This is a genomic window from Afipia sp. GAS231 (assembly GCF_900103365.1).
Lineage (GTDB): Bacteria > Pseudomonadota > Alphaproteobacteria > Rhizobiales > Xanthobacteraceae > Bradyrhizobium.
Window position 1 is genome coordinate 3,105,348 of sequence record NZ_LT629703.1, and the last position, 22,954, is coordinate 3,128,301.

General features: G+C 63.7%; 21 protein-coding genes. 12 read left to right on the forward strand and 9 right to left on the reverse strand.

The window, feature by feature from the left end; translation table 11 throughout:
• The first annotated feature begins 166 nt into the window (after positions 1-166).
• Entirely contained in the window at positions 167-802 is a 636-nt protein-coding gene (locus tag BLS26_RS14725) for a LysE family translocator (RefSeq protein WP_092512215.1), read from the forward strand.
• A gap of 207 nt (positions 803-1,009) precedes the next feature.
• On the opposite strand, the gene BLS26_RS14730 is transcribed toward BLS26_RS14725, so the two are convergent.
• Complete coding sequence (locus BLS26_RS14730; protein WP_092512217.1) at positions 1,010-1,636, reverse strand: glutathione S-transferase family protein; 627 nt, start codon at positions 1,634-1,636, stop codon at positions 1,010-1,012.
• 183 nt (positions 1,637-1,819) lie between these two features.
• Here BLS26_RS14730 and pyrE point away from each other — a divergent pair, with 183 nt between their 5' ends.
• Both pyrE and BLS26_RS14740 read left to right on the forward strand, forming a co-directional pair.
• Positions 1,820-2,383 carry an orotate phosphoribosyltransferase gene (gene pyrE, locus BLS26_RS14735; protein ID WP_092512219.1) on the forward strand — a complete coding sequence of 188 codons (564 nt, stop codon included), beginning with the start codon at positions 1,820-1,822 and terminating at the stop codon, positions 2,381-2,383.
• Between the two features lie 284 nt (positions 2,384-2,667).
• Positions 2,668-3,477, forward strand: coding sequence for a DUF2865 domain-containing protein (locus BLS26_RS14740; RefSeq protein ID WP_371360823.1), 810 nt, complete (start codon positions 2,668-2,670; stop codon positions 3,475-3,477).
• Positions 3,478-3,657: 180 nt separating this feature from the next.
• Here BLS26_RS14740 and BLS26_RS14745 read toward each other — a convergent pair whose 3' ends face one another.
• Positions 3,658-4,089: a hypothetical protein gene (locus tag BLS26_RS14745; protein ID WP_074820148.1), complete on the reverse strand. Its 432-nt coding sequence runs from the start codon at positions 4,087-4,089 to the stop codon at positions 3,658-3,660.
• A 135-nt stretch (positions 4,090-4,224) separates the two neighbouring features.
• Here BLS26_RS14745 and BLS26_RS14750 point away from each other — a divergent pair, with 135 nt between their 5' ends.
• Positions 4,225-4,731 (forward strand): DUF3658 domain-containing protein, encoded by a 507-nt coding sequence (locus BLS26_RS14750; protein ID WP_092512221.1) that lies wholly within the window; start codon positions 4,225-4,227, stop codon positions 4,729-4,731.
• A 10-nt stretch (positions 4,732-4,741) separates the two neighbouring features.
• Here BLS26_RS14750 and BLS26_RS14755 read toward each other — a convergent pair whose 3' ends face one another.
• On the reverse strand, positions 4,742-4,972 hold the full coding sequence (locus BLS26_RS14755; RefSeq protein ID WP_092512223.1) for a hypothetical protein: 231 nt from the start codon (positions 4,970-4,972) through the stop codon (positions 4,742-4,744).
• Positions 4,973-5,175: 203 nt separating this feature from the next.
• Here BLS26_RS14755 and BLS26_RS14760 point away from each other — a divergent pair, with 203 nt between their 5' ends.
• The 3 genes from BLS26_RS14760 to rocF all read left to right on the forward strand — a co-directional run bounded on the left by BLS26_RS14760 (position 5,176) and on the right by rocF (position 9,879).
• Positions 5,176-7,689 (forward strand): glycogen/starch/alpha-glucan phosphorylase, encoded by a 2,514-nt coding sequence (locus BLS26_RS14760; protein WP_371360824.1) that lies wholly within the window; start codon positions 5,176-5,178, stop codon positions 7,687-7,689.
• Positions 7,690-7,943: 254 nt separating this feature from the next.
• A complete protein-coding gene (locus BLS26_RS14765; RefSeq protein ID WP_092512225.1) occupies positions 7,944-8,762 on the forward strand; it encodes an acyl-CoA thioesterase II in 819 nt (272 codons plus the stop codon).
• Positions 8,763-8,904: 142 nt separating this feature from the next.
• Positions 8,905-9,879, forward strand: a complete 975-nt coding sequence (gene rocF, locus BLS26_RS14770; protein WP_092512227.1) for an arginase — start codon at positions 8,905-8,907, stop codon at positions 9,877-9,879.
• Positions 9,880-9,967: 88 nt separating this feature from the next.
• Here the strand turns inward: rocF and BLS26_RS14775 are convergent, their stop codons facing one another.
• The 4 genes from BLS26_RS14775 to BLS26_RS14790 all read right to left on the reverse strand — a co-directional run bounded on the left by BLS26_RS14775 (position 9,968) and on the right by BLS26_RS14790 (position 15,899).
• Positions 9,968-10,333 carry a hypothetical protein gene (locus BLS26_RS14775; protein WP_092512229.1) on the reverse strand — a complete coding sequence of 122 codons (366 nt, stop codon included), beginning with the start codon at positions 10,331-10,333 and terminating at the stop codon, positions 9,968-9,970.
• A gap of 250 nt (positions 10,334-10,583) precedes the next feature.
• Complete coding sequence (locus tag BLS26_RS14780) at positions 10,584-12,197, reverse strand: phosphoenolpyruvate carboxykinase (protein WP_092512231.1); 1,614 nt, start codon at positions 12,195-12,197, stop codon at positions 10,584-10,586.
• 277 nt (positions 12,198-12,474) lie between these two features.
• The gene (locus BLS26_RS14785) at positions 12,475-15,072 is read right to left on the reverse strand and encodes a tetratricopeptide repeat protein (protein ID WP_092512233.1); all 2,598 of its coding nucleotides are present in this window, start codon (positions 15,070-15,072) and stop codon (positions 12,475-12,477) included.
• Between the two features lie 92 nt (positions 15,073-15,164).
• Positions 15,165-15,899, reverse strand: coding sequence for a HugZ family protein (locus BLS26_RS14790; RefSeq protein WP_092512235.1), 735 nt, complete (start codon positions 15,897-15,899; stop codon positions 15,165-15,167).
• A 217-nt stretch (positions 15,900-16,116) separates the two neighbouring features.
• Here BLS26_RS14790 and BLS26_RS14795 point away from each other — a divergent pair, with 217 nt between their 5' ends.
• The 5 genes from BLS26_RS14795 to BLS26_RS14815 all read left to right on the forward strand — a co-directional run bounded on the left by BLS26_RS14795 (position 16,117) and on the right by BLS26_RS14815 (position 20,224).
• On the forward strand, positions 16,117-16,818 hold the full coding sequence (locus BLS26_RS14795; RefSeq protein WP_027541437.1) for a response regulator transcription factor: 702 nt from the start codon (positions 16,117-16,119) through the stop codon (positions 16,816-16,818).
• A 181-nt stretch (positions 16,819-16,999) separates the two neighbouring features.
• Entirely contained in the window at positions 17,000-18,832 is a 1,833-nt protein-coding gene (locus tag BLS26_RS14800) for a sensor histidine kinase (RefSeq protein ID WP_092512237.1), read from the forward strand.
• Between the two features lie 13 nt (positions 18,833-18,845).
• A complete protein-coding gene (locus BLS26_RS14805) occupies positions 18,846-19,367 on the forward strand; it encodes an HPr kinase/phosphorylase (protein WP_092512239.1) in 522 nt (173 codons plus the stop codon).
• Positions 19,368-19,499: 132 nt separating this feature from the next.
• Entirely contained in the window at positions 19,500-19,901 is a 402-nt protein-coding gene (locus tag BLS26_RS14810; RefSeq protein WP_021076632.1) for a PTS sugar transporter subunit IIA, read from the forward strand.
• Entirely contained in the window at positions 19,898-20,224 is a 327-nt protein-coding gene (locus BLS26_RS14815) for an HPr family phosphocarrier protein (protein ID WP_092512241.1), read from the forward strand. The genes BLS26_RS14810 and BLS26_RS14815 overlap by 4 nt, the downstream gene beginning before the upstream one ends.
• Before the next feature lie 259 nt (positions 20,225-20,483).
• Here BLS26_RS14815 and BLS26_RS14820 read toward each other — a convergent pair whose 3' ends face one another.
• Positions 20,484-21,281 (reverse strand): SDR family NAD(P)-dependent oxidoreductase, encoded by a 798-nt coding sequence (locus BLS26_RS14820; protein ID WP_092512243.1) that lies wholly within the window; start codon positions 21,279-21,281, stop codon positions 20,484-20,486.
• Between the two features lie 33 nt (positions 21,282-21,314).
• Positions 21,315-22,913 (reverse strand): glycosyltransferase family 39 protein, encoded by a 1,599-nt coding sequence (locus BLS26_RS14825; protein WP_092512245.1) that lies wholly within the window; start codon positions 22,911-22,913, stop codon positions 21,315-21,317.
• Between the last annotated feature and the right edge of the window lie 41 nt (positions 22,914-22,954).

The following is a 22,954-nucleotide window of genomic DNA, read 5'->3' on the forward strand; positions in this document are numbered from 1 at the left end:
TCATCGTTTGTTGCGGCACCCCCACCCCAGCCCTCCCCCGCAAGCGGGAGAGGGAGCGCACCACTGATGCGGCAGCGAGCCTAGAAATGTCCTCGGAGCAATTTCCGAAATGACAGCGCGGCTGCCGGCGCGTTAGAACACGCGCATCCCCTCGCGCGAGTCTGTCATGCCTCACATTGCCACGCTGCTCGGTTTCGCCCTGGTCTCGCTCGGCATGGTGCTGACGCCGGGGCCGAACATGATCTATCTGATCTCGCGCTCGCTGACGCAGGGCCCGGCCGCGGGGATCGTGTCGCTCGGCGGCGTCGCGCTCGGTTTCTTGTTCTACATGCTGTGCGCGGCGTTCGGCATCACCGCGTTGTTGTTCGCCGTGCCCTACGCCTACGACGCGCTGCGCTTTGCCGGCGCGGCCTATCTGTTGTGGATGGCGTGGCAGGCGCTGAGGCCGGGCGGCCGTTCGCCGTTTCAGGTGAAGAAGCTGAAGGTCGACGGCCCGCGCAAACTGTTCGCGATGGGGTTCGTCACCAACCTGCTGAACCCGAAGATCGCAATGCTGTATCTGGCGCTGCTGCCGCAGTTCATCGATCCCGCTGTCGGCAGCGTGCTGACGCAGTCGCTGGTGCTTGGCACGGTCCAGACCGTCATCAGCGTCGGCATCAACGCCGTGATCGCGCTCACCGCCGGATCGATCGCGATGTTTCTCGGCACCCGCCCGAGCTGGCTGTTGGTGCAGCGCTGGCTGATGGGGACGGTGCTGGCGGGCCTGGCGGTGCGGATGGCGTTCGAAGCGAGGAAGGCGTGACGCTCCTTACCTCTCCCGCTTGCGGGGGAGGTCGGATCGCATCGAAAGATGCGATCCGGGTGGGGGAAACTCTCTCCACACGAACGGTGTGACTCGCGGCGGCACCCCCACCATAGCCGATGCTTTGCATCGGCGTTCTTTTGGAAGAACGGCGGCCGTAGGCCGCCTATGCCCTCCCCCGCAAGCGGGAGAGGGAGCAGAAAGAAATTAATCCAGCTTCGCGTCGAAGCCGCGCTTGGTGGCGGGGCGCGCCATCAGGGCGTTGTACCAGCGCTCGACATTGGGGAAATCCTTCAGCTCGACCTTATGGCGCGGGTGGCGCCAGGCCCAGCCGAGGATGGCGAAATCCGCGACCGACAGCGCATCGGCGACGAACTCGCGCCCCGTGAGCCGGCGGTCCAGCACGCCATAGAGGCGACGGGTCTCGGCCATGTAGCGCTTCAGGCCATAGGTACGGTCGGTCTCGCTCTCCAGCGCGATGAAATGATGCACCTGGCCCGGCATCGGGCCGAAGCCGCCCATCTGCCACATCAGCCATTCATAGACAGGGATGCGATCGGCCAGCGGTTTCGGCAGGAATTTTCCGCTCTTCTCGCCGAGATAGAGCAGGATCGCGCCGGATTCGAACACGCTGACCGGCTTGCCGTCCGGGCCATCCGGGTCGACGATCGCCGGGATCCGGTTGTTCGGACTGATCTTGAGGAAGGCCGGCGCCATCTGCTCGCCCTTGCCGATGTTCACCGGGATCGCCTTGTAGGGCAGCCCCATTTCCTCCAGCGCGACCGAGATCTTGCGGCCGTTCGGCGTGTTCCAGGTGTGCAGCTCGATGGTCATTTCTTAGCTTTCCCCACAAAGGCTTTGACCTCCCGTAGCGCGGAACCTCGCCGCTCGACAACTGCGCTTTGCGCGGGCCGCGCCTGCGTCCCACGGTACCCTGTTGACGACGACAGATCGGCTCTGGAATGTCTCCGGGAGCATCGATAGATTGCGCGCCACCTCAAAACCCCGAGCAAAACCTTGTCCAAATCAGCCTCCCGCGCCCGCCTCGCCGAGATCATCCGCAAGCGCTCGTTCGGACGCGGTGAGATCACGCTGGCCTCGGGCCGCAAGAGCGACTTCTACTTCAACCTCAAGCCGACCATGCTCGACCCCGAAGGTGCCGCGCTGCTGGCGGAACTGACCTATGAAGCGCTGAAGGACGACAGGCTCGATTACGTCGGCGGCTTGGAGATGGGCGCGGTGCCGTTGGCCGGCGCGATCGCGCAACTGTCGTGGCTCAAGGGCCATCCGATCGCAGCGTTCTTCGTGCGCAAGAAGCCGAAGGAGCATGGTGCGCGTCTGGCCGTGGAAGGCCTCGCCAAGGGCGAGAGCCTGCAGGGCAAGCGCATCGTGATCGTCGAGGACGTCACCACCACCGGCGGCTCGGCGCTGAAGGCGGTCGACGCCGTGCGCGACGCCGGCGGCGAAATCGTGCTGGTCTTCACCATGGTCGACCGCGACGAGGGCGCGACCGAATCGTTTGCCGAAGCCGGCATTCCGTTCCGTTCGCTGTACAAGGCTGGCGAGTTTTTGAAGGATTGAGGGCTACGTCGGTGGTTTGCTTACCTCTCCCGCTTGCGGGGGAGGTCGACACGCGCGATAGCGCGTGGCGGGTGGGGGAAATCTCTCGGCAAACTCTGATATCCGTTATGCGGCGACACCCCCACCCCGGCCCTCCCCCGCAAGCGGGAGAGGGAGCAGAAAGACGCATTTCTTTTGCGCCGTCCGCGCCCCGTGCACCGCTCGTTTACCATCCCCTTTTATGGTGAATCGCACTGAAGCCTGTTGTGCTTCGGCGCGTTTTGTTGCGTTGGGTGGAGTTAGCGTTGCGTACAGAGTTGGCTTTTTTGCGCGTGCGGCGCCGCGCGACGCTTGTTGCCGCCATGACCTTGGGGTCGATGATGCTTGTGCCCGGCAGCGTTTCCGCTGAAGGGCTGTTCGACATGTTTTTCGGCGGCGCCCAGAAGCAGCAGGCGCGGCCGGCCCCGCCCCAAGCAAACTTCTTCGCCGATCCGTTCGGCAATAACCAGCCGGCACCGCAGCCTGCACCGACGCAGCGCGTGGCCGGGGGCTCCGGACCCGCTTTCTGCGTCCGAAGCTGTGACGGCAAGTATTTTCCGCTGACCATGCGCGGTAGCGCCTCGGCGGCGCAGACCTGCCAGGCCTTCTGTCCCGCCAGCGCCACCAAGGTGTTCTACGGCAGCCATATCGACGGCGCGACCTCAGGCAATGGCGAGCGCTACGCGGACAGTGAAAACGCCTTCGCCTACCGCAAGGCGCTGCGCGCCGATTGCACCTGCAATGGACGGAGTCCCTCCGGCCTGGCGCCGGTCGACCTGACGCTCGACACCTCGCTGCGCTCCGGCGACGTCATCGCCACGACCGACGGCCTGGTCGCCTATACCGGCGTCCGGCTCGGCGCAGAGCAGACCGCGGAATTCACGCCGGTCGCGAGCTATCCCGGCCTCACCGCCGATGTCCGCGCGCGGCTCGGCGAAATGAAGGTCGCACCTGTCAGCGCCGAAATGGTCCGCGAGACGGTGATGCCGGAAGCCAGCCGCGAGATACCTACGGGGACGGTGACAGTGCCGAAAACCGTGGCGCCCAAAGCGGCGAAGCGGGCGGAAGTGAATTAGGCGCCGCACGACCGAACCAAAATTTCGAAAACAACCCCATGCAAAGTAGGCAGCGACATCCGTAGGTCGCTGGACCTCATGGTGAGGAGCACGCGAAGCGTACGTCTCGAACCATGAAGCCCCACCAATGCAGCCATCCTTCGAGACGGCGCTGACGCGCCTCCTCAGGATGAGGACCAATCACCGCCCCACGATCACACCGATCACATTCGGCGCCGACAAATATTTTTCCTCGATCGCCGCGCGTGACGCGGCGCGGTTTTCCGGCGTCAGCAATCCGCGCTTTTCGGCGAGGATCATCCAGCAGTAGCCCCACCAGTCCGTCAGCATGCCCTGATCGTCGACGAGGTCGTAGCCCTGCTCGGCGGCGAAGATCCGCGCATGCGCTTCATCGAGCGTGTCGAGCCAGGCGTGGTCGGCGACCGAGAACAGATCGTCGCTGAAATCGTCCGTGGTGTAGCCCCACACCGACATGCAGACGGCATTGAACTCGCGGTCGATGGCGTCGTCGTCGACGGCCTGCCGGCGCGAGGTCTGATGCAGCCGCGACAGCGAGCGCGCGAAATCGGCGATGCGGGTAAGGGCGAACTGATCGAAGGCGATGGTGGACATGTAGTCCTCACAAACTCGGATAGACCATAGATATTGTGTCGGCACGGCGTCGAATCACAATGATATATCAAGTACTTGCTAAAGTGTTCTTAATTTGTTCCAATGCTCACGCAATTTGGGCTTGGGGATAAGACGATGGATCGGGAACAGGCAACGGAAATTCACAAGCATCTCAGGGACGCCAATGCATCGGTCGAACGCGCGGCTGGAATAGCGTTCACCCTTGAGGCGCAGGACCGCAAAATCTTTGCTGCACTACTCCGTGGATTCTATCGCGACTGCGACGAAGTACTGGAGGGCATTTACTTCAGATATCCCGATTTGCGGCCACGGCCGCAACCGCAGGAAGAGCCCGAAATCAGTAGTTCGGTGCGATGGGCCGACGTCGTTCTTCCTGCATCGGTGACCGCAGCCGACCTCGACAGGATCATCTTCTCCAAGCTGAGCGAGCGATTGATGAAGACCGCGCGGATCGTCGGCGACGTCGTTGTAGAATGTGAAAGACTGTCCTGGCCGATTACGCCGGAAATCGTCGGCGCACGCATCGAGGAACTGTCCGACGACGACCGCATCGACAGCGAAGGTGACCTCCGTTACTGGCGCTTCAGCGAAATCCGTCTGAAGCCAGAGGATTCCGACTAGACCGACGACTTCACATCGCCGACAGCAGCTTGTCGCCGCAATAATTCGCGTAGAATTTTCCGCCGCATTGCCGCTTGATCGATGCGCAGCGGGCGGTGGGGGAGGCGTTGGCGGGGACGCTGAAGGAGCAGCTCAAGCCGTCGGCACTCTTGCCGGCCTTGCCCGCGGCAAACGCGGCGCTGCTGGCGCTGATGCAAAATAACAGCAGTACGGCGGCGGCGATCTCGATCATCAATCTCATGGCCGATTCCTCCCCTAAACTGTCACGATCTCCCAGCTGTCCCGCCCGAACCTAGCACCAAACCCGCTTCCGGATGCCGTGAAATCGGCCCGGTCCTTGCATAAAAACATACCAGCGCAGTGCACAACAATCCCCCCGACGGTTTCGATTGTCGTGCAAGGCGCGTATCGTTGGTACAAGTATCAACCGCAGGGATTGAAGCGTTGCAGGAACAGTTCCCAGGGAGTTACCCGCTGCCCGGTCAGCCGATCGACGAACTGGCGCTGGCCGAAATCAAGGGCGCGATCCTCGCCAAGCTTCGGCTGGCGATCGGCAAGGATGCCGGCAATGCCACCAAGCGCGACTGGTACAAGGCCGCAGCATTGGCATTGCGCGACCGCATCGTGCACCGTTGGCTGACGGCCGAAAAGGCGAGCTACGATGCCGGCCGCAAGCGCGTCTATTATCTCTCACTCGAATTCCTGATCGGCCGCCTGTTCACCGACGCGTTGAACAATATGGGCCTGTTGCCGGTGTTCGAGGCCGCGCTCGGCGACCTCGGTGTCGGGCTCGATGATTTGCGCAAATGCGAACCGGACGCAGCGCTCGGCAATGGCGGCCTCGGCCGGCTCGCGGCATGCTTCATGGAAAGCATGGCGACGCTCGCCATCCCCGCCATCGGCTACGGCATCCGCTACGATTTCGGCCTGTTCCGCCAGATCATTTCGCAGGGCGTGCAGCACGAATATCCGGACGAATGGCTCGGCTTCGGCAACCCCTGGGAATTCCAGCGGGCGGAGGTGGTTTATCACATTCATTTCGGCGGCGAGGTCGATCATGTCGACGACCGCGGCCGCGACCGCGCCACCTGGCGTCCGACCGAAACCGTGCAGGCCGTCGCCTACGACACGCCGATCGTGGGCTGGCGCGGCCAGCACGTCAACGCGCTGCGGCTATGGTCGGCGCGCGCGCCCGATCCGCTGCGGCTCGATGTCTTCAACAGCGGCGACTATCTCGGCGCCGTTGCCGAGGAAGCGCGCGCGGAATCGATTTGCAAATTCCTCTATCCGAATGACGAAAGTTCAGCCGGTCGCGAGCTGCGGCTGCGGCAGGAATATTTCTTCGTCTCGGCCTCGCTGCAGGACCTGATCAAGCGGCATCTTTCCTCCGACGGGCAACTGCGCAGCCTCGCCTCGAAGGTCGCGGTGCAGCTCAACGATACCCATCCGAGTCTTGCCGTCACCGAGCTGATGCGCATCCTGGTCGACCTGCACAATTTTCGCTGGGACGAGGCGTGGAAGATTACCGTGGATACGCTGTCCTACACCAATCACACGCTGCTGCCGGAAGCGCTGGAAACCTGGCCGGTCGAACTGTTCGAACGGCTGCTGCCGCGGCACCTCGAAATCATCTACCGCATCAACGCCCAGCATCTGGCGCTGGCCGACCAGCGCTGCCCCGGCGACATCGACTTCCGCGCCTCGGTATCGCTGATCGACGAAAAATCCGGCCGCAGGGTCCGGATGGGACAGCTCGCCTTCGTCGGCTCGCACCGCATCAACGGCGTCTCGGCGATGCATTCCGACCTGATGAAGGAGACCGTGTTTCACGATCTCAACCATCTCTATCCCGGCCGCATCACCAACAAGACCAACGGCATCACCTTCCGCCGCTGGCTGATGCTGGCCAATCCGCGCCTGACCGGCCTGTTGCGCGAGGTCTGCGGCGAGGCCGTGCTCGACGATTTCTCGCTGTTCGAGCGGCTCGAAGCCCGCGCCAGCGACAACGCGTTCCAGCAGCGTTTCCGCGACGTCAAGCACCACAACAAGCTGGCGCTGGCGCGGCTGATCGGCGAGCGGCTCAGTATCCAGGTCGATCCGTCGGCGCTGTTCGACATCCAGATCAAGCGCATCCACGAATACAAGCGGCAACTGCTCAACATCGTCGAGACCATCGCGCTGTACCAGGCGATCAAGGACGAGCCGCAGCGCGACTGGGTGCCGCGCATCAAGATCTTTGCCGGCAAGGCGGCGGCGAGCTATCGCACCGCCAAGCTGATCATCAAGCTGATCAACGATGTCGCCGAAGTCGTCAACAACGATCCCGTGGTCGCCGGACGGCTCAAGGTCGTGTTCCTCGCCAACTACAATGTCAGCCTGGCGGAGGTGATCATCCCCGCCGCCGATCTGTCCGAGCAGATTTCGACCGCGGGCATGGAGGCCTCCGGCACCGGCAACATGAAATTGTCGCTCAACGGCGCGCTGACCATCGGGACGCTCGACGGCGCCAACATCGAAATCCGCGACCATGTCGGCGCCGAGAACATCGCGATCTTCGGCATGGAAGCCGGCGACGTCATGGTCCGGCGCAAACAGGGCCTCGACGCCACCGACGTGATCAGCCGCTCGCCGCGGCTGGAACGCGCGATCCGCGCCATCGAGAGCGGCGCGTTCGCCCCCGACGATCCCTCGCGCTTCGCCTCGATCGGACACATGCTGCGCTACCTCGACCACTACATGGTCTGTGCCGATTTCGATTCCTACTACGAGGCGCAGCGCGGCATCGACGCGCGCTGGCAGGTGGTGCCGGCCTGGACCCGCGCCTCGATCCTCAACGTGGCGCGGATGCCGTGGTTCTCGTCCGACCGCACCATCCGCGAATATGCCGAGGACATCTGGAACGTTCCGGTGCGCGCGGCGGCGTCCGGCCTGCTGGAGGCGCGCGAGGCGGCGCGGTGACGCCGCTTCTCCGTCCCGTCGTCATGCCCGGCCTTGTGCCGGGCATCCACGTCTTAACTTTTAGGCCGCAAGGAAGACGTGGATGGCCGGGATAAACCCGGCCATGACGAGAAAAATATTACCTCCAACGTCATTGCGAGGAGCGCAGCGACGAAGCAATCCAGACTTGCTTTGTCGCCGCTGGATTGCTTCGCTGCGCTCTCATGCACAAACGCTTTGCGTTTGTTGCAGACAATGACGGAACAGAAGGCCCCATGCTGACCAAAACCCCGCACCTTTTCGACGACGCCACACAGGTCACCGCCGGCGACAGTTGCTGGCAGGGCAAGACCAGTCCGGATTACTGGGCCTTTGTCGGGCCGTTCGGCGGCTGCACGGCGGGGACCATCCTGCGCGCGCTGATCGATCATCCGCAGCGCGCCGGCGATCCGCTGTCACTGACCGTCAATTTCTGCGCGCCGGTCGCGGAAGGCGCCTTCGACCTCGACGTTCGCCTGGTCAAGGCCAACCGCTCGTCGCAACATTGGTGCGTGGAAATGACGCAGAAGGGCGGCGAGGTTGCGACGCTGGCAACCGCCGTGTTCGCCGAGCGCCGGCCGTCATGGTCGCACGCGCAGGCGCCGTTTCCGGACACCAGGCCGTATGAGCAGACGTTGCCCTACGCCAAGATCGCAGCCCCCTGGGTCAAGCAGTATGATTTCCGCTTTGTCGAGGGCGAGCCGGGTTGGGGCGTAACGGACGCTTCGGCGCCGCCGAATTCGTATTCCAAACTGTGGATCGGCGATCGCGCGCCGCGCAAGATCGACGCACTGTCGCTGATGTCGATGTCGGACGCGTTTTTCGGCCGCATCTTTCATGCCAGGCGCGAACTGGTACCGTTCGGCACGGTGTCGATGACGACCTATTTTCACGTCGATGCCGGCGACCTCACGGCGGAAGACATCACGCGGGTACTGGCGGTCGCCGATGCCAAAATCTTTCACAAGAGCTATGGCGACCAGAACGGCGAATTGTGGTCGCCGTCGGGGCGACTGCTCGCAACGACGACGCAGATCGCCTATTTCAAGGCGTGATGGAACTGGCGAGCCTGTTCGGCACTTCGTAGGGTGGGCAAAGGCGCGCTATGCGCCGTGCCCACCATCTATCCAAATCGTGCTTTGAATGGTGGGCACGCTTCGCTTTGCCCACCCTACGATTTCATCGAGATCAGACCCCATGTCCGAATCCCACGCAAGCAAACCGCGGATCGCCCTGCTCGGCATCCCCATCGAGATCGGCGCCTCGCAGGCCGGCACGCTGATGGGGCCGGCGGCGCTGCGGACCGCGGGGATCGGCCGCATCCTCGACCAGCTGGGATTTTCTGTCGAAGACCACGGCGACATGACCGCGCCCGGCATCGCGCCGGTGGAAGAAACGGCGCCGGCCAATGCCAGATATTACGATGAGATCAAGGCCTGGATCCGCGCGCTCAGCGACCGCAGCTTCGAGCTGGCGCGCTCCGGCGCGGTCCCGATCTTCCTCGGCGGCGATCACTCGCTCTCGATGGGATCGGTGAACGGCGTCGCGCGCCACTGGCAACAACAGGACCGGCCGCTGTTCGTGCTGTGGCTCGATGCCCACGCCGATTACAACACCCCGGAAACGACGATCACCGGCAACATGCACGGCATGTCGGCGGCCTTCCTCGCCGGCGAGCCCGGCCTCGACGGCTTGCTCGGCGGCGGGCCGCGCGCTTCGGTTGGCGCCGACCGGATCGAGCTGTTCGGCGTCCGCTCGATCGACCCCCTGGAAAAGAAACTGGTATCCGAGCGCCGGGTCGCCATCGCCGACATGCGCGCGATCGACGAGTTCGGCGTCGGTGTGCTGATCCGCAAGGTGATCGAACGGGTGCGGGCGCAAAACGGCGTGCTGCATGTCAGCTTCGACGTCGACTTTCTCGATCCCGCGGTCGCCCCCGGCGTCGGCACCACGGTGCCGGGCGGCGCCACCTACCGCGAGGCGCATCTCATCATGGAGCTGCTGCACGATTCAGGTCTGGTGCGATCGGTCGATATCGTCGAGCTCAATCCGTTTCTCGACGAACGCGGCCGCACCGCGCGCGTTGCCGTCGAGTTGATCGGCAGCCTGTTCGGATTGCAAATCACCGACCGGCCGACGCCGAGCAACGCCGTCTTTCCGGACAACACCTGACAATAGCGTTTTCAAGCGAAGCATGCCCTCGGACTTGATCCGTGGGTGGACACCGGTTCGCGTAAAGAAAACGCGAAAACAAAGAGCCTTAGCTGGCCAGCGTCGCACTGCCCTCGATAACGCTGGTATTGCCGGACGCGGGATCGGTGATCACGTTCCTGACGTCCGCCGTCCCCTGCGCCGTCAGCGTGAACTTGGTGTCGCCGAACCGGAACGAACTGTCCTTGATCAGGACGCTCTGGTACTGAATGGTTGAACCGCTCTGGTATTTCACCTGCGCGCGAAATCCATTGACCTGCGTGACGGAGATCTCGAATTTCTGGTTGTTCGAATAGGTACCGTTCCAGGTGCCTTGATAGAGCGTGGGATCGACATTGGTATAGGGCGTGTTCGACGGCGTACTCTGCGACGCCGCCGAGTAGCGGCTCCGGAGAATGCTCATAATGTCGCCCATGACGACGTTTCCCTCACCTGCAATCCGCGATGGGCTACTTGCGGGTGAGCGCGGTTAACGAGAGATTGAGCGCCTTGCCGGGATGTTGCCGGGACGGCACTGGAAACACTCTGAAACAAAAAGGGCGGCTCACCGAGCCGCCCGCTTGGGTCATTCCGGACGGTCCGTCTTCGGACCGATCCGGAATCTAGAGATCGTAACGTCGAGATTCCGGGTTCGCGCTACGCGCGCCCCGGAATGACAGCCATTGTTACTCGGCCGCGAGCTTCAGGTCCGGCGCCGCGGCGCGGACCTCGGCGTCGACCTGGGCTTCGAACTTGGCAAAGTTCTTCTGGAACATGCCGACCAGCGCACGCGCGGTCTTGTCGAACTCGGCCTTGTCCTTCCAGGTGTTGACGGGATCGAGGATCTCGCTCGGGACGCCCGGCAGCGCGGTCGGCACCGCGAAACCGAAATACTTGTCGGTGCGGAATTCGACGTTGCGGAGCGAACCATCGAGCGCCGCGGTCAGCAGCGCGCGCGTCACCTTGATCGGCATCCGGCTGCCGGTGCCGTACTTGCCGCCGGTCCAGCCGGTGTTGACCAGCCAGCAGTCGACATTGTGCTTGGCGATCAGCTCGCGCAGCATGTTGCCGTAGACGGAGGGGTCGAGCGGCAGGAACGGCGAACCGAAGCAGGTCGAGAATTCCGGCTGCGGCTCGTTGCCGAGGCCGCGCTCGGTGCCCGCGACCTTGGCGGTGTAACCGGACAGGAAGTGATACATCGCCTGCGCCGGCGACAATTTTGCGATCGGCGGCAGCACGCCGAAGGCATCGGCCGCCAGCATCACGACGTTCTTCGGTTGGCCGGCGCGGCCGGTGCGCGAAGCGTTCGGGATGAATTCAAGCGGATAGGCCGAGCGGGTGTTTTCGGTCTTCGAGCCGTCGTCGAAGTCAGGCACCCGCGTGTTCTCGTCGAGCACCACGTTCTCGAGCACGGCGCCGAAGCGCTTGCTCGCCGCGAAGATCTCGGGCTCGGCTTCCTGCGACAGCTTGATGCACTTGGCATAGCAGCCGCCTTCGAAGTTGAAGATGCCGTCCGACCCCCAGCCATGTTCGTCGTCGCCGATCAGCGTCCGCTTCGGATCGGCCGAGAGCGTGGTCTTGCCGGTGCCGGAGAGGCCGAAGAAGATCGCGCTGTCGCCGTTCGGGCCGACATTGGCCGAGCAATGCATCGGCATCACACCCTTGGCAGGCAGATAGTAGTTCAGCGTGGTGAACACCGACTTCTTCATCTCGCCGGCATAATAAGACCCGCCGATCAGGACGATCTTGCGGGCGAAATCGATCGCGACAACGTTTTCCGAACGCACGCCGTGACGTTTCGGATCGGCGCGGAAGCTCGGCAGATCGATGATGGTGAGTTCAGGCACGAAATCCTTCAGCACCGAGGCTTCGGGCCGGATCAGCAGCGTGCGGATGAACAGCGAGTGCCAGGCCAGCTCGGTGAAGACCCGGGTCTTGATCTGGAAAGTCGGATCGGCGCCGCCGTAGAGATCCTGCGCGAACAGCGTCATGCCTTCGGCATGCTTGAGGAAGTCGGCATAGAGCGCCGAGAACTGTTCCGGCGTGATCGACTGGTTGCCAGCCCACCACATCTTTTCGGTGGTCGCGTCGCGAACCGTGAACTTGTCCTTCGGGCTGCGACCGGTGAAGTCACCGGTGTCGGCGCAAAGCGCGCCGTCCGCGGAAAGAACCGCCTCGCCCGCCGACAGCGAGAACTGATAGAGCTGCGGCGCACCGAGGTTCCAATGCACCGTCTTGAGATTTTTTAAGCCGAACTTATCGGCACCGAAGGCGCCGTTGCGTAGACCCGTCTCTTGCACGAAGAACCTCCTCGAACCCGCGTATCTCGATCGCGCGAATGCCGCCAAACGCGCTCTGCCGCGGTGACCTCTGAATATAGCCTTCCGGCCTTGGTCCGGCGACCTATTACTTGGCAACGCTCGCCTTGCCAAGCCGATCCCGCAGGTTTTGGTTTATTCCGACAGCGGCTGTTGACCTGGATCAACTTGCTGCAGCGCATTTCTTTCGTTTGCCTTCGTGATTGCGCGACCATCCGCCGCAATGCGGCTTTTACGGGTGATTTGCTGCAATGCACAACTACCTTGCAGCCCCCTCGCCGATCAGCGCGAAGGGCGCCCAGAACGCCGGATAGGCATTCCGCGGCGAGGAGGTGTCGTTGAGATAGGCCAGCATCGCCTGCCGCAACGCCTCGGCGCGTCCGAGTTTCGGGTCGGCCTTGAGGCGATCGAAGGTCGATATCGAAAGCCGGGTCGCGGCTTCCGAATTGACCGCCCAATGCGAAACCAGCAGCGCCCGCGCGCCGGCATAGAAGAATGCGCGCGCCAGGCCCGACAACGCCTCGGCTCCGGGTTTGTCGCCGGCAATCGTGTTGCAGGCGGACAGCACCACCCAGTCGGCATTGAGTTTCAATTGCGCGACTTCACTTGCGGTGAGCAGGCCGTCGTCGAATTCCGACGGCACTTTGGGAATGCTGAGCACCAGCGACGGTTCGGCAACGCCCTTTACATCGCCCGCGACCAGCCCGTGGGTGGCGAAATAGACGATGCCGTAATCGGCGAGCGCTGCGCGCTTCACCGTGGTTTCGCTGGCGTCCTCGCCGAGATGAATATCGGACGCGGCAACGCCGAGGTCTTTGGCAACGGCGTTGAGTTCGTCGGCCGTATCCGGCAGTTGCGGCAGGGCAGCGGCGAGCCGCGCGCGATCGACGCCGGCGCCCTGCCAGAAGTCGGTATAGGCGCCGGTCGCCAAACTCCGTGCCGCTGGCTTGGTGGAGCGCTGGCCGTCAGTGGGCTTTACACCGGGATTGAACAGCGGATCGCCAAAGCCCGTCATCGGCTTGGTGCTCTCTTCCTTGCGCGCAAACACGCGCAACGTTTTCAGGCTCGCTGCCGACGGCAACACCGACACCGCCTGCCGTTTCAGCAGCCACGCCGCCTCGCGGTAGCCGTCGAACGTATCGGGGATCGCGGCCGCCGGCTTCTCGGTCACCAAGAGATGGAACGGCAGCGCCGTCAACGCCCCTGAAGGCACGACCAGCAGCGACGGCTTGTCCTTTACCAGCGCCTCGACCGGCGCCAGCAGCGTTCCGTACAATTCGTTGGCGAGCGCCAGATCGAACAGTCCCGACTTGCCGGACGCATCGCTCGCCTTGCCAACATCGAGGCCGCGGCGGAATGCCGCGACCTTCTGCGACAGGGCTTCCGCGCCTGATGGAATCTGTCGCCAGTCGACCCGATCGCGTGTCATCGCAAACACGTAGCTTTCCTTGTCCGCGACCGCGAACAGCACCAGCGCTTCCTGATCGGACAGCAGCGCCTGCATCTCCCTGGCCTTCAGCGGCAACGGATTCGACAGCGACGCATAATCGGGAAATTCAACGGCGAAAGTTTTCTGCAAGCCGGCGCGCTCGGTGGCAATGACCGCAAGCCGGTCGCGACTTCTCTGCTCGGAAGCCGCGTCGCGTTTGGTGCGGTCCTTCGAGACGGCCGCGACAATCGCCTTGTCCAGCGTCTCGGCCTCATTGGCGAGATCCTGATCGCGACGCACCAGTTGCGCGAGCCGGTCGGAGCCTGCGGCGAGCCGCACCGCCAGCTTGTTGACGGCGGATGCTGCGGAAGACCGGGTGCCAGCTTGAACCGCGTTGAGGGCATCGTCGAGCGCCCGTTCGGCCGGCATGATCTGCTGCTGTTGCGCGGCAAGCAGCACCGGCAACGCGACGCGCAACTGCGCGCGGCCGCTGGCCAGCGTTTTTTCCGTCAGCGGCAAGGCATCCGCGGTGCGGCCCTGCGTTTGATAGAGCGAAGCGAGGTTGTTCAGCGATATCGCCGCATCGGGATGATTGGCGCCCAGCGCCGTTTCGCGGATCGCCGCTGCCCGCTGGTAGAGCGGCAAGGCGTCGGCATAACGGCCCTGCCGCTCATAGAGATCGGCCATGTTGTTCAGCGAGCGGGCGACATCGGGATGATCGCGCCCCAGCACTTTTTCGCGGATCGCCAGCGACCGCTTGATGAGCGGCTCGGCCTCGGTAGTGCGCCCCTGGACCTTGTCGACCTGGCCGAGATTGTTCAAGAGCGTCGCGACCGCCGGATGTTCCGGACCCGCCGCCTTTTCGTAGATCGCCAGCGCGCGCTTGAACAACGGTTCGGAGTCGCCGTGGCGGCCGAGCTTTTCGTACAGCGTCGCCATGTTGTTGAGGGACTGGCCGAGGTCGGTTTGGCCGCTGCCCGGCGATTTTTCGCGGATCGCCAGCGCACGTTTGAACAGCGGTTCGGCGTCAGCAAGCCGATCCTGCCGTTGATACAGCGCCGCCAGATTGTTCAAGGCGGATGCGATCTCGGGCGAATCAAGTCCGGCCGTCTTCTCCAGGATCGCGATCGATCGCTTGAACAGCGGCTCCGCCTCGCCATCCCTGCCCTGACTGCCGTAGACCTGCGCCAGATTATTCAGCGCCGCCCCGACGTCGCGATTGTCAGGACCAAATTTTTTCTCGAGGCTTTCCACCTGTCCCTGCGCCAGGGCTGCGGCCTCGGTATATTTTCCGGCGCGGCTGAGTTCGTTGATCTTGGCGCTGAGCGCGGCAGCCCCACCCGTCTGTGCCCAAGACGGCGCGCCAGGGCAGGTACCCGACAGCAGCGCGAGACACAGCGAAAACACCAATCGGTTGCAAGGTTTCATGATCCGGACTTCGCTGGGTCAAACTGACGCGTGGTCCTGGATTAAGTCGCGCAAACGGCCGCGCCCGTTCAATCCGGTCCGGTGAACCGCAATCAGCCCTTCGCCCGCGCCTCGCCCGCAAGCCGCACCAGCATCTTGCGCAAGGCGGCACCGCCCGTGACCCGTTCCGGGAAATCCAGCCGCAGCACCGTTTGGCCGGCCTGCATGTCGATGCCATCGGGATCGCAGCCGATGCAGGTCCAGTCCGCGCTCTCGGCGCCGAGCAGTTTTGTCGCATAGAGGTTCATCGCCTCGCGGTGATCCTCGTTCATGTGCTCGACGGCGCCCTGCTCGGCCTCCAGCAACTCGCCGGCATCGCCGATATCGGTCAGAAACTGCGCCGGCGTGAGGTCGATGATGCGGCCAAATCCAGCCACCAGGTGGGCGCCGGACGGCACGAGCCGGAAGAACGAGAAATCCTTGAAATCGACAAAGGCTTCCGCGGACGGATGGGCGTTGAGGTAGCGCCGGCGCAGAGTTCCAGCCGCTCCGTCCGTGGCCTCCTCGGCCCGGCCCGCCAGCATGATCCGCGCGCCCTCCAGCGGATCGCCCGCGGCACGCTCGTCCAGCATCAGGGACACCCTGTTATCGGCGAGGATATTCTTCGTATGCAGCGCCAGCCGCGAAATCAGCAGGATCGGCGAGCCATCGGCATGGCTGGCGACATTGACCAGCGAACAATAGGGATCGCCGCTCCCGGCCATCAGGGTCGCCAGCGCCCCCTGGCGGCTACGCCGCAATAGCTGGCGGGCGAGCCTGGAAGCATTGAATTCTGCGGTCGGGTGCATCGTTTTGATCCAGCCATCTTATTGCAAAAAAGGGGTTTTCCCAGCCAGCAGGGGTGCTATATGGGGGGCAACGCATCGCCCGTGGGGACGTTTTTGCGGAACTCGGTCACACTTCAGCCCAGCTTGCATTGCTCGTTGACCGTATACGAAGGCCATTTATGCGGCGCATAGCTGGATTGCCCGCCGTTTAGCCACTGTCTCATTCGAAAGCAGGCTCATGCCCACAATCGCCCTGGTCGATGACGACCGCAACATTCTCACTTCCGTCTCGATTGCGCTCGAAGCCGAAGGCTATCGCATCATGACCTATACGGATGGTGCATCGGCGCTCGACGGCTTCCGCACCTCGCCGCCGGATCTGGCGATCCTCGACATCAAGATGCCGCGCATGGACGGCATGGAGACGCTGCGGCGGCTGCGGCAGAAGTCCGATCTGCCGGTGATCTTCCTGACCTCCAAGGACGAAGAGATCGACGAATTGTTCGGCCTCAAGATGGGCGCCGACGATTTCATCCGCAAGCCGTTCTCGCAGCGCCTCCTGGTCGAACGCGTCAAGGCTGTGCTTCGCCGCGGCCAGCCCAAGGATCCGACCGCCGTGCCGAAGGAGCCGGATGCCAGGGCGCTGGACCGCGGCCTGCTGCGGATGGATCCGGAGCGTCACACCTGCACCTGGAAGAACGAGCCGGTGACGCTGACGGTGACGGAATTTCTGATCCTGCAGGCGCTGGCGACACGCCCGGGTGTGGTGAAAAGCCGCAACGCGCTGATGGACGCCGCCTATGACGATCAGGTCTATGTCGATGACCGCACCATCGACAGCCACATCAAGCGGCTGCGCAAGAAGTTCAAGGTGGTCGACGACGATTTCGAGATGATCGAGACGCTGTACGGCGTCGGCTACCGCTTCAAGGAAGCCTGAAACGGGCATGATCCGGAAAAGTGGGAACCGGTTTTCCGAAAAGATCATGCCCCGACATAAGAGCTTTATGACGGGGTTTGTTAACTGACGCCGCAGCAGGGCTCGGATAAAATGCCCGGGCAGGACACGCGAGCGGCGCGCATTGCGGGACGTAATTCGAGACAACCGGCAGTTTTGGCCATTGCTAGATCGAACGCAGCCTGATCAGGGCCTGAACAACGGGGATGCTTCGGAGCGCCGCGATCAGGATCTTGTTGCCCAGGATCTTGCTGCCGAAGACAACCTGGCTGACAAGGGCTGGCGGCGGCCGCTGAGCTGGTTGCGGCGGGCCGGGCAGTTCTTCTTCGCGCTGTCGTTCTCGAGCCTCACCCGCCGCATCGTCTCGCTGAACCTCGCGGGCCTGGTCGCGCTGGTGGCGAGCATTCTCTATCTCTCGCAGTTCCGCGCCGGCCTGATCGACGCCCGCGCGCAGAGCCTCCTGGTGCAGGCTGAAATCATCGCCGGCGCCATCGCCGCATCCGCCACCGTCGAAACCAATACCATCACCATCGACCCCGACCGGCTGCTCGACCTCAAGCCCGGCGAAAGCTACGGCGTGCCGGACGAATATTCCGGGCTCGATTTCCCGATCAATCCGGAGCGGGTCGCTCCGGTGTTGCGCCGGCTGATTTCACCGACCAAGACCCGCGCCCGCATCTATGGCGGCGACGGCGGCATGATTCTCGACAGCCGCAATCTCTACGGCCGCGGCGACGTGTTGCGCTTCGAATTGCCGCCGCCGACGCTGGAGAAACCGAGTTTCGTCGAGCGTGCCACGATCGCGGTCCGTACCTGGCTCAACCGCGGCGACCTGCCGCTATACCGCGAACTCGGACCCGAGAACGGCAAGGGCTACCACGAAGTCGTGCAGGCGCTCGACGGCATCAAGACCAGCATGGTGCGCGTCAACGACCGCGGCGAGGTGATCGTCTCGGTCGCGGTGCCGGTACAACGGTTCCGCGCCGTCCATGGCGCCCTGATGCTGTCGACGCAGGGCGACGACATCGACCAGATGGTGACCGCCGAACGGCTCGCGATCCTGAAAGTCGGCGGCGTCGCCTCCGCCGTCATGATCATGCTGTCCCTGCTGCTGGCGAGCACGATCGCAGGCCCGGTGCGGCGCCTCGCCGACGGCGCCGAGCGCGTCCGCCGCCGCATCCAGACCCGCGTCGAGATTCCCGACTTCACCCGCCGCCGCGACGAGATCGGCCATCTCTCCGGCGCGCTGCGCGACATGACCAACGCGCTCTATAGCCGGATCGAGGCGATCGAGATGTTCGCCGCCGATGTCGCCCATGAACTGAAGAACCCGCTGACCTCGCTGCGGTCGGCGGTCGAGACGCTGCCTCTGGCGCGCAACGAAACCAGCCGGGCGCGGCTGCTCGAGGTGATCGAGCACGACGTCAAACGGCTCGACCGCCTGATCTCGGACATTTCAGACGCCAGCCGGCTCGATGCCGAACTGCAGCGCCAGGACATGGCGCCGGTCGATCTGCGCCGGCTGCTGACGACGCTGACGACGGTCGCCAACGAAACCAGGCTTGGACACGACGTCGGCGTCGAGGTCCGCTTCGAAGGCCGCGGCCCGACCGACGCTTTCTCGGTGCCCGGCCACGATTCGCGGCTCGGACAGGTGATCTCCAACCTGCTGTCCAACGCGCAATCCTTCTCCACCGCCGGCGGCAAGGTGCGGATCGTTTGTCGCCGCGTGCGGTCGGAAATCGAAATCACGGTCGAGGACGACGGGCCTGGTATCGGCGAGGATGCGCTGGAGCGCATCTTCGAGCGCTTCTACACCGATCGGCCGCATCAGGGCTTTGGTCAGAATTCCGGCCTCGGGCTATCGATCTCCAAGCAGATCATCGACGCCCATGGCGGACGGATCTGGGCCGAGAACCGCCCTGGCCCGGCCGATGACGAGGGGCAGCCGACCGTCGCCGGCGCGCGCTTCGTGGTCCGGCTGCCGGCGCCATGACATCGGCTGCGCCATGACGTCCGCTCCCAGCGTCCACGCCTCCGCGGTGCTGATAGGTCGTCAGGCCGTGCTGATCCGGGGCCCCTCGGGCGCCGGCAAGTCGCGGCTGGCGTTCGACCTGATTCTGGCCGGGCGTGCCGGACAGCTCCCGAAGGCCGTTTTGGTCGGCGACGACCGTGTCCATCTCGACACAGTCGCCGGACAATTGTGGGTTCGCCCGGCACCGGAACTGGCCGGTCTGATCGAGATCAGGGGGCTCGGAATCCGGCATTGTGAGTTCGCCGGCGAGGCCGTCGTTGGCCTCGTGGTCGATCTGGCCGCGGCGGACGCCGAGCGGCTGCCGCCAGCCGAAGCGCTCTCAACCCGCCTTAATGGTGTTTTGATACCGCGAATCCCCGTCCCAACGGGCTATCTACCCCTTCCGCTGGTTGTCGCCGCGCTAACGACAACTGAGAGTTCATCTTCTGGTAACCATTCGGCCGATTGTGTGAAGGGGTTTGGTAACCATATAAGCCCCACTATCGCGACCGAATAAGACCGGCGCAGTCTCCCATCGCTTCCGCCAAATCCGGGAGAATAGCCAAGATGCCCTCTTGCGCGGGGCCTCTGGATGGTCAAAGTGGCGCGTTCGTGCGGTGCACCAAAAAGCACCCGCGAGGAGTTTCCGATGATTGGTCTAGTGCTTGTGACCCATGGGCGCCTTGCCGACGAGTTCAGGGCGGCGCTCGAACACGTAATGGGTCCGCAGAAACAAATTGAAGCCATCACGATTGGAGCCGAGGACGACTCCGATTTGTGTCGAAGTGACATCATCGAGGCGGTGAACCGCGTCGACAGTGGTGATGGGGTAGCTATCCTCACCGACATGTTCGGCGGCACGCCCTCCAACCTCGCGATCTCCTGCATGAGCCGCCCGAAGGTGGAAGTGCTCGCAGGCATCAATCTTCCGATGCTGGTCAAGCTCGCCAAGGTGCGCGAAGAGCGTTCGCTTCCCGACGCCATCGCCATGGCCCAGGAAGCCGGCCGCAAATACGTCACCATCGCCAGCCGCGTGCTCGCCGGCAAATGAGCGAAGAGGCCGAGCCCGAAAAGGATATCGGGCTGAGCGTGCCTGACGGCGCCGTTTCGCGCGAACTTCTCATCATCAACAAGCGCGGCCTGCACGCCCGTGCTTCGGCCAAATTCGTCCAGATGGTCGAACGCTTCAATGCCGAGGTGTTCGTGACGCGCGGCAACGAAACCGTCGGCGGCACCTCGATCATGGGATTGATGATGCTGGCGGCAGGACCCGGCACCACGGTGACGGTCGCCGCCATCGGCCCTGACGCCCAGGCCGCGATCGATGCGCTCACCGCGCTGATCGCCGACAAGTTCAACGAAGAAGGCACGTAGGCGCTTCGGCGGACGTCCGTAGGGTGGGTTAGGCGAAGCCGTAACCCACCAACTTTCTTGCGCGTGCAATGGTGGGTTACGCCTTCGGCTAACCCACCCTACAACTGACAAGTTCAACGAAGGCACGTGAGGCGGAGCGGTTAGATCCTCATGGTGAGGAGGCGCGAAGCGCCGTCTCGAACCATGAAGCCCCGCTGGTGCGATTCATCCTTCGAGACGCATCGCCTCGCGATGCTCCTCAGGATGAGGTCTGACATTTTCAAAACGGATTGGTGACGATGCCGCCGTCGACGCGGAGTGCCGCGCCATTGGTGGCGCTGGAGGCTTTCGAGCAGATGTAGCAGATCAGATTGGCGACCTCTTCCGGCGTGGCGTAGCGCTGCAGCAGCGAGGCCGGCCGGCGTTCGGTGAACATGCGCGAGGTGAGGTCGTCGACGGTGGTGCCCGCGGCTTCTGCGCGCGCGGCCAGGCGCACCGGCGCCATTTCGACCCAGGTCGGGCCGGGCATCACCGAATTGACGGTGACGTTGGTGCCCTTGGTCGTTTCCGCCGCGCCGCGCGCGATCACGAGCTGGGCCGACTTGGAGAAGCCGTAATGCACCATCTCCTTCGGGATGTAGACGCCGGACTCGCTGGAGACGAACACGACGCGGCCCCATTGCTTGTGGTCCAGCATGCGCTTCAGGTAATGCCGCGTCAGGCGGACTCCGCTCATGACATTGATCTCGAACATCCGCGACCAGTCGGAATCTTCGATATCGAAGAACCCCTTCGGCTCGTAGATGCCGAGATTGTTGACGAGGATGTCGACCTCGGGGAATTGCGCCAGCAGCGCGTCGCAGCCGTTGGCGTTGCCGAGATCGAACGCTGCCGCATGCACTTTGGCTGATGGTGCGGCTTTCAGCACTTTCGCCATCGCCTCGGTGACCGCTGCCTTCTCGCGGCCGTTGACGATGACGTCAGCGCCCATTTGCGCAAGACCGATGGCGGAAGCCAGGCCAATGCCCCGCGTCGAGCCGGTGACCAGCGCCGTCATGCCTGTCAGGTCGAGATCCATCCGTTACCCCCGAATTGAAATTTGCGATGACCGCTACTTGGCCGGCGGCACGACGAAGATATTCCACGCCGTCGCCGCCCCGGCGATGCCGAGCGTAAACCGACGGGTAGTGACCACCATGCGTTCGCCATTGGCGGCATGGAGCTTCATCCAGGCCTCACACTTTTCCAGCTTCCAGTCGCCGGTTTCGCAAACGCCGATGAAGCCGGAGTGCTTGGCTTCCTCGAGCGAAGTCAGACCCGACGACCACGGCTCGTCCGGCGTCAGCGGCGCCGGATGATCGGGGCTGTAAAAGGTGATGGGCTCGCCGGTATCGGTATAGGCCGCGACCACCGGCCAGCGCGAATGAAACCGGGTCTGCCACACCTCGGTCAGTTCGCGCGCCAGTTCGGAACGCGCGCGATAGGTCGCGCCTTCATTGCGCTTCTGATCCAGTTCATAGGCGACGATCTTCGGCGAGGCCGCGAGCACCGCGAGCGAAATCACCAGCCAGGTCGCCGTGAGGCTCGACAGCGCGATCTGCCGCACCCGCACCGCGGGTATCGCGACCAGCGCCAGCGGCACCAGGAAGAACAATGGAATGCCCCAGTCGGTCTTGATGTAGGTTTCGAACATCACCGCGCCGATCGGCGGCCCGAGCGCGACGATCAGCTGCACGATCCACACGTTGCGGGCCTGCGGCATATTCACGCTCGCGTTGGGGCCACGCGACCAGAATGAGAACAGCCTCCAGCGCCGCGGCGGCCACGCCAGCGCGAGCGCCGCCAGAAGCGCCGGCACCGCCACCAGCCCAAGATTATGACCGAGATACCCGACCGCGAGATCGATCAGCTGCGCACGATCGGACTGATGATAGCTGTCGCCGGCATAGGTCAGCGCGATAAAATTCACCTGCTTCAGCCACAGGAAATGCGGGATCATCGCCACCACCAGCGTGGCGATCGCGACCCACGGCGCCGGCGAACGCAGGAACTGCAGCCTTGCAGGGTGAATCAGCGCGGCAAGGCCGATGGCGCCGATCATGGTCAGCACCCAGTATTTCGTCATCAGCGCCAGCGCGCCGGCCAAGCCGAGCCAGATGCCGGAATTCACGCTGCGTTTTTCGAACGCATCGAGATAGGCCAGCATCAACAGCGGCAGCGTGACGAGTTGCAGAATATCCGGATTGTATTTGAAGCCCTTGAAATTGAAGATCGGATAGAGCGCGAGCATCACCACGACCAGGAAGGCGCGGCGGCGATCGACCACGCGCAGCGCCAGCAGCCAGCAGATCACGAGCCCGCACGCGAGCGTCGTCATCGCCAGCGCGTAGGTCGCCCAGTCCTTGACCGGAAAGATCATGAACCAGACGCCGGCGACCCAGCCCGACAGCGGCGGGTGCTTGCCATAGCCCAGCAGGAACTTCTGGCCCCAGGCGTAGGCCTCCGCGACGTCCATGTGGACGTCCTGGCCGGTCTTCAGGTTGACCAGAATCAGGGTCCACAGCACGGCATGGATCGTGGCAAAGCCGATCACCAGCCAAAGACTGGCCTTGGGATCGCTGGCGCGCGAGGCCAGCCTTGCCCCCAGCCGCCGGAGCGAGGGAACGCGCTTGCCGCGGGCGGCCGCGGGTAAAATGGATGCAGTCGACATACTTGCGTGCGTAGCGCGTTTTTGGTTGCTATGGAATCAGC

Coding starts and splice junctions, on each gene's coding strand:
- BLS26_RS14725 (WP_092512215.1), top strand. CDS start 167: ATGCCTCACATTGCCACGCTGCTCGGTTTCGCCCTGGTCTCGCTCGGC.
- BLS26_RS14730 (WP_092512217.1), bottom strand. CDS start 1,636: ATGACCATCGAGCTGCACACCTGGAACACGCCGAACGGCCGCAAGATC.
- BLS26_RS14745 (WP_074820148.1), bottom strand. CDS start 4,089: ATGTCCACCATCGCCTTCGATCAGTTCGCCCTTACCCGCATCGCCGAT.
- BLS26_RS14750 (WP_092512221.1), top strand. CDS start 4,225: ATGGATCGGGAACAGGCAACGGAAATTCACAAGCATCTCAGGGACGCC.
- BLS26_RS14755 (WP_092512223.1), bottom strand. CDS start 4,972: ATGAGATTGATGATCGAGATCGCCGCCGCCGTACTGCTGTTATTTTGC.
- BLS26_RS14765 (WP_092512225.1), top strand. CDS start 7,944: ATGCTGACCAAAACCCCGCACCTTTTCGACGACGCCACACAGGTCACC.
- rocF (WP_092512227.1), top strand. CDS start 8,905: ATGTCCGAATCCCACGCAAGCAAACCGCGGATCGCCCTGCTCGGCATC.
- BLS26_RS14775 (WP_092512229.1), bottom strand. CDS start 10,333: ATGGGCGACATTATGAGCATTCTCCGGAGCCGCTACTCGGCGGCGTCG.
- BLS26_RS14785 (WP_092512233.1), bottom strand. CDS start 15,072: ATGAAACCTTGCAACCGATTGGTGTTTTCGCTGTGTCTCGCGCTGCTG.
- BLS26_RS14790 (WP_092512235.1), bottom strand. CDS start 15,899: ATGCACCCGACCGCAGAATTCAATGCTTCCAGGCTCGCCCGCCAGCTA.
- BLS26_RS14795 (WP_027541437.1), top strand. CDS start 16,117: ATGCCCACAATCGCCCTGGTCGATGACGACCGCAACATTCTCACTTCC.
- BLS26_RS14805 (WP_092512239.1), top strand. CDS start 18,846: ATGACGTCCGCTCCCAGCGTCCACGCCTCCGCGGTGCTGATAGGTCGT.
- BLS26_RS14810 (WP_021076632.1), top strand. CDS start 19,500: ATGATTGGTCTAGTGCTTGTGACCCATGGGCGCCTTGCCGACGAGTTC.
- BLS26_RS14815 (WP_092512241.1), top strand. CDS start 19,898: ATGAGCGAAGAGGCCGAGCCCGAAAAGGATATCGGGCTGAGCGTGCCT.
- BLS26_RS14820 (WP_092512243.1), bottom strand. CDS start 21,281: ATGGATCTCGACCTGACAGGCATGACGGCGCTGGTCACCGGCTCGACG.
- BLS26_RS14825 (WP_092512245.1), bottom strand. CDS start 22,913: ATGTCGACTGCATCCATTTTACCCGCGGCCGCCCGCGGCAAGCGCGTT.